Below are 7,639 nucleotides of genomic sequence, written 5' to 3'. Positions count from 1 at the left end.
CAACTATATCTTATTTTTTTTTTTCTTTGTGGTTTTGTGGGGCGGGATTGCGGCGTGGCGCCCCCCGGCCCCGGCGCGCCCGGCGGGGGGGGGGGCCGCGCCGCGCCGTTCCGGACGGCTCTGAGGTGAGGTGAGGGATCGCGGCTACTCGGCGTAGGGCTGGTCGGTTCCCTGGGCGCTGTAGCCGAGGCTCCAGATGTAGCCCTCCGGGTCGGCGAAGGTGCCGCCGTAGCCGCCCCAGGGCAGGGCGCCGGCAGGGTTGAGGATCGTGGCGCCGGCCTTGCGGGCCTCGGCCATGATCTCGTCGACTCGTGCCTCGCTGCGGACGACGTAGGTCAGGACCAGGCCGCTGAAGCCGCTGCCTTCGGGGTCGGTGCCCACCTGGCCGGCCAGACCCTCGCGGGCGTAGAAGCCGACCGGCGAGGCGCCGTCGGATGCGAAGAACACCGAGATGCCGAAGTCGTTCTCGATCTTCCAGCCGAGCCCCTCGGTGTAGAACTCCTTGGCCCGGTCCATGTCACGGACACCGAGGAGGATCGAGCTGACGTGCGCCTTCATGCCTTGCCCCTTGCATTGTGGATGTGTCGTACCCGCCGGGCGTCCGGATCCCGGCCCGGATGCCCTGCGGTTGCCATGACCATCACGCTAGGGGCCGCGCGGCGGCCGGGGCTTCTCGAATCCTGCTCGGTGTCGCGACGCCGCGCCGACGAGAAGCCAGGTCCCAGGTGTCCCGGGCCGGGCAGCTGCTTCGACCTGGTACCCGACCGCGTGGGTGGCGTGGTGCCGCAGCGTCCCGACCACCATCGGCAGTCGGTGATCTCTGGTCCAAGATCCGATCATGCCAATGTCCGTCGGTCTCGTCTCGCGCTCCCCTGGCGTGAGGGCCCAGCCTTATTCGGACGAGGGGAACCGGCCGCCGAAGGGTGCGATCAGCCCGCGGGTTTCGTCGCTCGCTCGGACGGGGCCCGGGATCGGGTGAGCACGGCGGCCGGGACGAGTCGGAGCAGGGAGTTGCGTACCGGTTTGGCGCCACCCGCCACCCGCCACCCGCCACCGAGGTCGGCACCGAAGCGGGCGATGAGCTCTGCCTGCCGGGCGATCGGGTGACACCGGGACCGGCTGGCGGCATCGAACGCCGCCATGCCCGAAGCGAGTTCCGCGGGACCGGCGACGGGGCCGCCGACGATGCGCCCCACGCACACGCCGTCGTCCAGGGTGGTCGCGGCCCCCTGGCCGTTCGTGGGCAACGCGGCGTGGGCCCCGTCCCCGATGTCCGGTGACGGTTGCGGATGCGTCCGTGTCCGCTCGCCGGCCGCTGCGCTTCCGGCCCCCGGGCGGGCCGACCGCCGTATCGAGCCGCCGACGGCGAGTGTCAGCCGCCCTGGCCGGCGCTGCCGATCGGGCCGACCTTGATCGGGGCGCCACCACTCTTGACGGGGAGCCTGCCGACGCCGGGCCAGTTCAGGGTCACGGACTTCGTCTCGTCCGGCGGGGTCACCACCAGGCCGGTGATGCGCAGGCCGGAGGCCTCGCCCATCGTCTCCAGCGGGTAGTTGATGCCGAAGGACACCGACTTGCCGCTCTCGAGAACGAACGAGACGGGCTGCGCGCCGGTGCGCTGCGCGGATATCTCGCCCGCGTCGGTCTTCAGGTTGACGCCCGCGTAGCCGGACATCGAACAGTCCGGGCCGTTGTTCTTGAATGTGACCGCGACAGTGCCGTCGGAGTCGCCGCCGATGGTGCCGTCGATCGCGGTGGCCTTCAGGTTGTCGGTCCGGCACTTGGCGGTCTTGCCGTTCCCGCCGCCGCCCGAGGTGGTTCCGGAGCCGGCGCTCGTGCCCTGGCCGCCGCCGCTGCTCTGGCCGCCGGAGGTATTCGCTCCGCCCTGGGTGCCGCTGCTCTGGGTTCCGCCCTGACTGCCTTGACCGCCCTGGCTGTTGGTGCCCTGACTACCGCCCGGGTTCGCCGTGTTGGGCGCGGCGGGCGCCTGACCGCCCGGAGTGTTGGACGAAGTGCCTTTCGCGGCGCCGGAGTCCGAGTCCTGGCAGGCGGTCATCGACAGGACACCGGCGACGAGGGTCGCGGCGGCGAGGACGGTCCGGCGGCGGGTGGCGGACATGAAAAACCCCTTGGTATCGCGTAGTTGAAGCCTCGATGGCGCATGGCTTCCCGGTGCTTGCGTGATCACCATGCCGGGGCGGCGACCCCCCTGGGAACCGACGTCGGCGTTCCACGACAGCGCTGTCACCAACCGGTGACATGGTCACAGAACGCAACAAGAGCGAGGACGGCGCCGATCGCGGAGCACCGTCTCCGCGCCCGGGTGGCTCAAGTCGTCGGCGGTGCGGGTCGCGCGGAAGAACCACGCGGCAGTGCCCGCGCTTACGACACGGCAATTGCCAGGAGCCCCCGAACGGCCTCCCGCAGATCGTCCCTGCTCTCCGGTGTCCCGGGTGCCGGGACGGTGCCGGGCGGGGCCGTCAGCCGATCGAAGATCAGCCCATCCACGCAGGCCAGATGCCGACGGGCCCGCTCCTCGGCCCGGGCCCGGGGTATGCCGGCGGCCGCCAGCAGCGCGCACATCTGCGCCCTGGCCGCGTCCCCGTGCCGAAGGATCTCCCGCAACTCCGGTTCGTGGACGGTCTCCAGGATGCAGTGGTAGCGCGCGAGGGTACGTACGCGTCCGGGCCCGAGCATGTGGTCGACGAAGGCCGCGGTGGCGTCCGCGAGTCGGTCCAGGTGCTCGGGGCCGAGCAGTCCGGCTCGCGGCGGGGCGAGCAGTGGTCCGTCGGCGGCCAGTGCGACCTGCCGCAGGTCCTCGGCATCCAACTCGACGAGGCGCTGGACCGCTTTGGTGATCAGCGCTTTCCGGGTCCGGAAGTACGCCGAGGTGGTGCCGACGGGCAGTTCGGCCCGGGCATCGACGCCGCGATGGGTGAGGGCTCGCATGCCGCCGGAGGCCAGCAGTTCGATCGCCGTGTCCGCGAGAACCGTCCGACGATCGGGTACCGCACGCACGCCTGCTCCTTCCGGCCCCCATGTCGCTTTCTACATCCGTAGTATACGGTCTTCTACAGAAGTAGAAGCGAGGGGGCGTGAACAATGCCGGAAAAGAACGCAACGAACACGGACGCGAACAGCCACGCGCACACACACGCGAACAACCACCCGACCGCCCGGTCGGCGGTGGTCGTCGGCGGTGGCATCGGCGGCCTGGCGGTCGCCGTAGGGCTACGTCGGATCGGTTGGCGGGTGACCGTCCTCGAACGCAAGGCGGTCGGCGGCGAGGTCGGGGCGGGGATCGCCCTGATGAGCAACGCGATGCGCGCGCTGGAGAGCCTGGGCCTCGGCCCCGCGGTCAAGGCCGGCGGCCGACCACAACTGTCCACCGGAGTGCGCGACGGCGACGGCCGGTGGTTGTCCCAGGTCGACGGCACGGCACTGGAGGCCAAGCTCGGTACCGGGATCTATTCACTGCACCGGGCCGAACTCCACGACATCCTGCGAGAGGCCCTCCCCGCGGACTGCGGCGTTGTCACCGGGGCCGAGGTCACCGACATCACGCAGGACCCGAACCGGGCTCTCGTCCACTACACCGGCCCGGGCGGGACGGCGACCATCGGGGCCGATCTGGCCGTCGTCGCCGACGGCGTCAACAGCCGCGTCCGCGCCCGACTGTGGCCGGACGCCCCGGTCCCCGTCTACAGCGGCTCGACCGTCTGGCGCGGAGTAACGACCGAGGCGTTCGTGCCCACGCCCGACATCGCGCAGACCCTGCACGACGGCGCCGAGATCGGCGTCATGCCCATCCGCGACGGCCGGGTGTGCTGGCACATGGTCACCAAGGCGAAGGCCGGAGTGCGCCACGACAACGAGTGGGCCGAGGTGTGGCGACGCCTCGACGGCCTGCACGACCCGATTCCGGCCCTGCTGAAGGCCACCGCCCCGGAAGCCGTCCTCCACCACGACATCCACATCCTGGGCACCCCCCTGGACACGTACGTGGCGGGCCGCGTCGCCCTGCTCGGCGACGCCGCCCACGCGATGCCCCCACACCTGGGCCAAGGCGCGTGCATGGCCATCGAGGACGCGGTCGTCCTGGCCGCGTGCCTGCACACCCACCAAAACCAGGCCACCGCGCTGGCCACATACGACAAGACCCGCCGCCCCAGAGTCGCGGCCGTAACCAAGGCCTCACACCGCATGGGCCGCATCCAAAAGGCGGAAGGCCGCCTGGCGGTGGCCATGCGCAACACCGCGATGCGCCTGACCCCACCGGCAGTGGCAATGAAGGCAATCCTCAAATTCGCCGACTGGACACCCCCGAGAATCCCACTATCCGACACCGGCACGACGGCGTAGCCACAGACGGGCGTGGGCCTCGTCGCCGGCGGGGGAGGCGTGACCGAACATCAAGGCACGTGCGTCCGCGAGGACTTCGGTCGTGCACGCCCGGCTGTTCGCCGACTCGGTGACCGGGGCGATGGAGAACCCTGTCAGTGCCGGGCGCCGGTCCGGAAGATTCCGTCGCGGGCGAGCCAGACCAGGGTCGGGGTGCCCAACTCGTCGAACCAGGCCGGGGGTCGCGCCGAGGCGAAGGCTGCGGCCATCGCCTCGAACCAGGCCGTAAATGAAGGGAAGTCGGGTACGGCGTCAGTCTGTTCGTCCCATGTGCCGTCGGCGAGGCAGCGTGCCCGCGGCTCGTCTTGATGGTGGTAGTAGACCGGGTACTCGCCGTCTGCGACGGGTTGCGCGACGTCGAAACACCACACCGCCTCGTAACCGGCTTCGGCGAACCCGACCAGGTGATTGGTCGACAGGTGCCGTCCCGGCTCGCGACCGACCCCCTCGGGCATGTGCACCAGATCGGCGTTCAATTCGATGAGCTCGTCCTCGTCCACGAGAACGAACTCACGCTCGCGATCATCCTCTTCGCGAAGGCAGCGCAGCCGATTGTGCTCCGCCAGCAGCGCACGGTAGCTCGGCGGCGCCGACCAGGCGACGGTACCGAAGTGCGGCGCCAGGAGGGTCTCCCGCGCCCGCACCGCCTCGCGCGAAGCGGGGCCGGAGCCGTCGAGTTCGAGCAGACCCGCCGTGGCGGCCCGGCGCAGGTCCAGGAGGGTGTCGAGAGGTTTGGCCATGGTGGTCCGACTCCTGAAGTCCTCGGGCGCTGCCTGCCCCCGCCGGCGGTGCCGCACCGTGGGAACCGGCGACGCCGGGCGCCCAAGGGCGCTCCGGCGTCGCGGAGTTACGGTGTTGCGGCGCTGCGATGGAGAGGAAAGCGAGAGGACTAAACAATACCCAAGTGGGTTGAGAAGGAAGCCCCCTCATGGCCTCGCCGCCGCCGACGCTACCAGTCACGCGGGGATCAGGTCGCGCAGATTTTCCGTGGTGACCACCCGCGACTCCGGGTGCAGGCCCTCGGGCCGCTCCAGGCCGATGAACGTGACCGGACCCTGCGGCAGCGGCCCTCCGTCCCATCGGGTGACCGCCTCGGCGCGCTCCGCCAGCAGATCGGTCAGGTACCGCACCGTCGACTGGTCGCGCTCGACGATGCCGCGGACCAGCGTCGCGACCGTCACCCGGTTGTCCTCGACCCGGTTCGCGGCCGGCTTGCCGCGCAGGTACAGATGCAACCACTTGGCACGCCACTTCCCATCCTTGCCGCGCAGGAATACCAGCGGCAGCGCGACCCGCCCCTGCCCGCGCAGTTCCGACTTCATGCGCACCGTCCGCGGCTCGAACGGCTGCCCCCGCTGCTCGTCCTCACGCAGCATGAACCCGAAGAACGACTCGGCGACCTCCTCGAACCCCTCGCCCGCGTAGATGTTGACCTGCGGCACGATGAAGCCCCCGCGGACGGTGCCCAACCGCAGGTTGATGAACTCCGAAGCCCCCTCGGGCGCATCGACGATGTCGCCGGAGTGCTCGCCGTCGACCGAGGACAGTGCGGTGTACGAAAGCCACGACACCGTCCGGTAGTCGACGTCCAGCATCAGCGCCGACAGGTCGAAGTCCGTCGTATGCCGGGTCTGCTTCCAGTACACGAAGAATCGCAGCAGGTCCCCGCGGATCCGCGAGACCGAGCCGCGCGGGAGCACGCCGAGACCGGCCGCGGACGCCTTGCCGCTCAGCGGCAGCGCGACGTCGAGCACGTCCGGACCGAGGACCAGGTGTCCCGGGTCCGGCAGGCGGCCGCGTATCTCCGCATCCACGGCGGCGACGACGCGGTCGCGATGCGCGGCGGACACCGGCGCACGCCGCTCGGGCGTCACCCACGCACCGCCGAGTCGGTTCACGAACACCCGGCTCTGGTCGCGCGGTTGATCCCCGGGAGCCGAATCGGGGCCCACCACCCGGCGGTTGAGGAAATGTTCGCGGACCGACAGCAGCACCCGCCCGGACACCTGCGGTGCGGCCTCGACGGCCGCGGTCATCACCATGTCCCGCACCTGCTCGGTCCGGGCGGCGCGCAGCAGCCGGTCCAGCGAGCGGAACAGTTTCCCCGGCGCGGCGGACGCCAGCAGCAGTGCCGCTCCCGCGACGTCCTCCGCAGCGAGGAGCGTGTCGACGCGGCTGTCCACCGACGGGACCACCGACTCGCCGCGGGCCACCGCGAACACCTGGGCGGCGTGCGGCCACTGCGGGTATTCGTGCGGGTGGAGCCGCTCACCGAGCCGCTTGAACGCCTCCCGGTGCACGCGCACGTCGGCGAGCTTGGCCGGCGACGCCGCGACCACCGCGTCGAGCGCGGCGAGCAGTCCCCGGCGCATCGGCCGCGGCACCGACCGGAAGCGGGTCGACTCGACCAGCGTCACATCGCCGTCCGACAGCGCGCAGGCGAGCCGCAGTACGTCGGTGACGGTGTCCACCAGCGGGCCCATCCCGGAGGTCAGCCGCGCGCGGTTCACCACGGCACGGTTCTCCCGTACCGGGATCACGTCGGGCTGCGGCCCGGCGGCGCATGCCTCGGCCAGCAACTCCAGGTCGAACAAAGCCTCTTCCCCGAGCGGCGTGGTGCTGCCGGCCAGCGCGAGGTACAGCGCCACGACCTCGTCGTCCGGGTCGCCGCCGGAGTGCAGCACGGTCATGCGGTCGCCTGCCGCGTGGATCAACTCGTCGTGCGCGAGCAGCATTTCCTCGTAGGTGTGCCGATAGCTGCCGTACGAGGGCAGGGTCAACAGGTCGATCACACCCGTGACCGGTTGCGCGAGCGTGCCGGTCCGCGAGGACGTGTCGGCGAGCGCGTCCGCGATGCACCCCATCCAGAAATCGAGCGTATCGGGCACGTTGGCCGGGAAGTCCACGAAGTACGCGTTGTGCGCCACGTGGTCGCCGACCATCTCCCGCACGGTCGCCAGCGTCCGTGCGCCGATCCCGACCACCGTCGCCTCGTCCAATCCGGACAGGCGCTCCAGCAACTCGGCCGACGCCTTGAACCCGGCCGACATCAACGCCGCGTCGAACTGCCGTGCCGCCGCGGCACCTTGCCTCGCTGCTCCGGCCCTCGTCGCTTCGGCCGTTGCCACTTCGGCCCTTGCCGCAGTGGGGACGGGAACACGGTGACGGTGCCGGACGACCAGGTATTCGAAGTCGCTGTGGGTCATTCGCGCATGCTCGCAGACCCACATTCGCACCC

Annotated in this window: 6 protein-coding genes; 1 reads left to right on the top strand and 5 read right to left on the bottom strand. The window is 70.8% G+C overall.

Going from position 1 to position 7,639, the window contains the following annotated elements; all coding sequences use genetic code 11:
- Positions 1 to 144: 144 nt before the first annotated feature.
- The 3 genes from ACWGR4_RS46000 to ACWGR4_RS45990 all read right to left on the bottom strand — a co-directional run bounded on the left by ACWGR4_RS46000 (position 145) and on the right by ACWGR4_RS45990 (position 3,018).
- The gene (locus ACWGR4_RS46000) at positions 145 to 558 is read right to left on the bottom strand and encodes a VOC family protein (RefSeq protein WP_380006475.1); all 414 of its coding nucleotides are present in this window, start codon (positions 556 to 558) and stop codon (positions 145 to 147) included.
- 814 nt (positions 559 to 1,372) lie between these two features.
- Entirely contained in the window at positions 1,373 to 2,119 is a 747-nt protein-coding gene (locus ACWGR4_RS45995) for a DUF4232 domain-containing protein (RefSeq protein WP_452134026.1), read from the bottom strand.
- Between the two features lie 263 nt (positions 2,120 to 2,382).
- Entirely contained in the window at positions 2,383 to 3,018 is a 636-nt protein-coding gene (locus ACWGR4_RS45990; protein WP_380006480.1) for a TetR/AcrR family transcriptional regulator, read from the bottom strand.
- An 84-nt stretch (positions 3,019 to 3,102) separates the two neighbouring features.
- Between ACWGR4_RS45990 and ACWGR4_RS45985 the strand changes: the two genes are divergently transcribed.
- The gene (locus ACWGR4_RS45985; protein ID WP_452134025.1) at positions 3,103 to 4,362 is read left to right on the top strand and encodes an FAD-dependent monooxygenase; all 1,260 of its coding nucleotides are present in this window, start codon (positions 3,103 to 3,105) and stop codon (positions 4,360 to 4,362) included.
- A gap of 134 nt (positions 4,363 to 4,496) precedes the next feature.
- On the opposite strand, the gene ACWGR4_RS45980 is transcribed toward ACWGR4_RS45985, so the two are convergent.
- Positions 4,497 to 5,141: an SMI1/KNR4 family protein gene (locus tag ACWGR4_RS45980; RefSeq protein ID WP_452134024.1), complete on the bottom strand. Its 645-nt coding sequence runs from the start codon at positions 5,139 to 5,141 to the stop codon at positions 4,497 to 4,499.
- Positions 5,142 to 5,357: 216 nt separating this feature from the next.
- The gene (locus ACWGR4_RS45975; protein ID WP_452131246.1) at positions 5,358 to 7,607 is read right to left on the bottom strand and encodes a hypothetical protein; all 2,250 of its coding nucleotides are present in this window, start codon (positions 7,605 to 7,607) and stop codon (positions 5,358 to 5,360) included.
- Positions 7,608 to 7,639: the final 32 nt, after the last annotated feature.

It is taken from the genome of Embleya sp. NPDC055664 (assembly GCF_053618075.1).
The sequence above is the reverse complement of the archived record's forward strand: the minus strand, read 5'-3'. Positions and strand labels throughout refer to the sequence as shown.

Coding starts and splice junctions, on each gene's coding strand:
- ACWGR4_RS45995 (WP_452134026.1), bottom strand. CDS start 2,119: ATGTCCGCCACCCGCCGCCGGACCGTCCTCGCCGCCGCGACCCTCGTC.
- ACWGR4_RS46000 (WP_380006475.1), bottom strand. CDS start 558: ATGAAGGCGCACGTCAGCTCGATCCTCCTCGGTGTCCGTGACATGGAC.
- ACWGR4_RS45985 (WP_452134025.1), top strand. CDS start 3,103: ATGCCGGAAAAGAACGCAACGAACACGGACGCGAACAGCCACGCGCAC.
- ACWGR4_RS45980 (WP_452134024.1), bottom strand. CDS start 5,141: ATGGCCAAACCTCTCGACACCCTCCTGGACCTGCGCCGGGCCGCCACG.
- ACWGR4_RS45975 (WP_452131246.1), bottom strand. CDS start 7,607: ATGACCCACAGCGACTTCGAATACCTGGTCGTCCGGCACCGTCACCGT.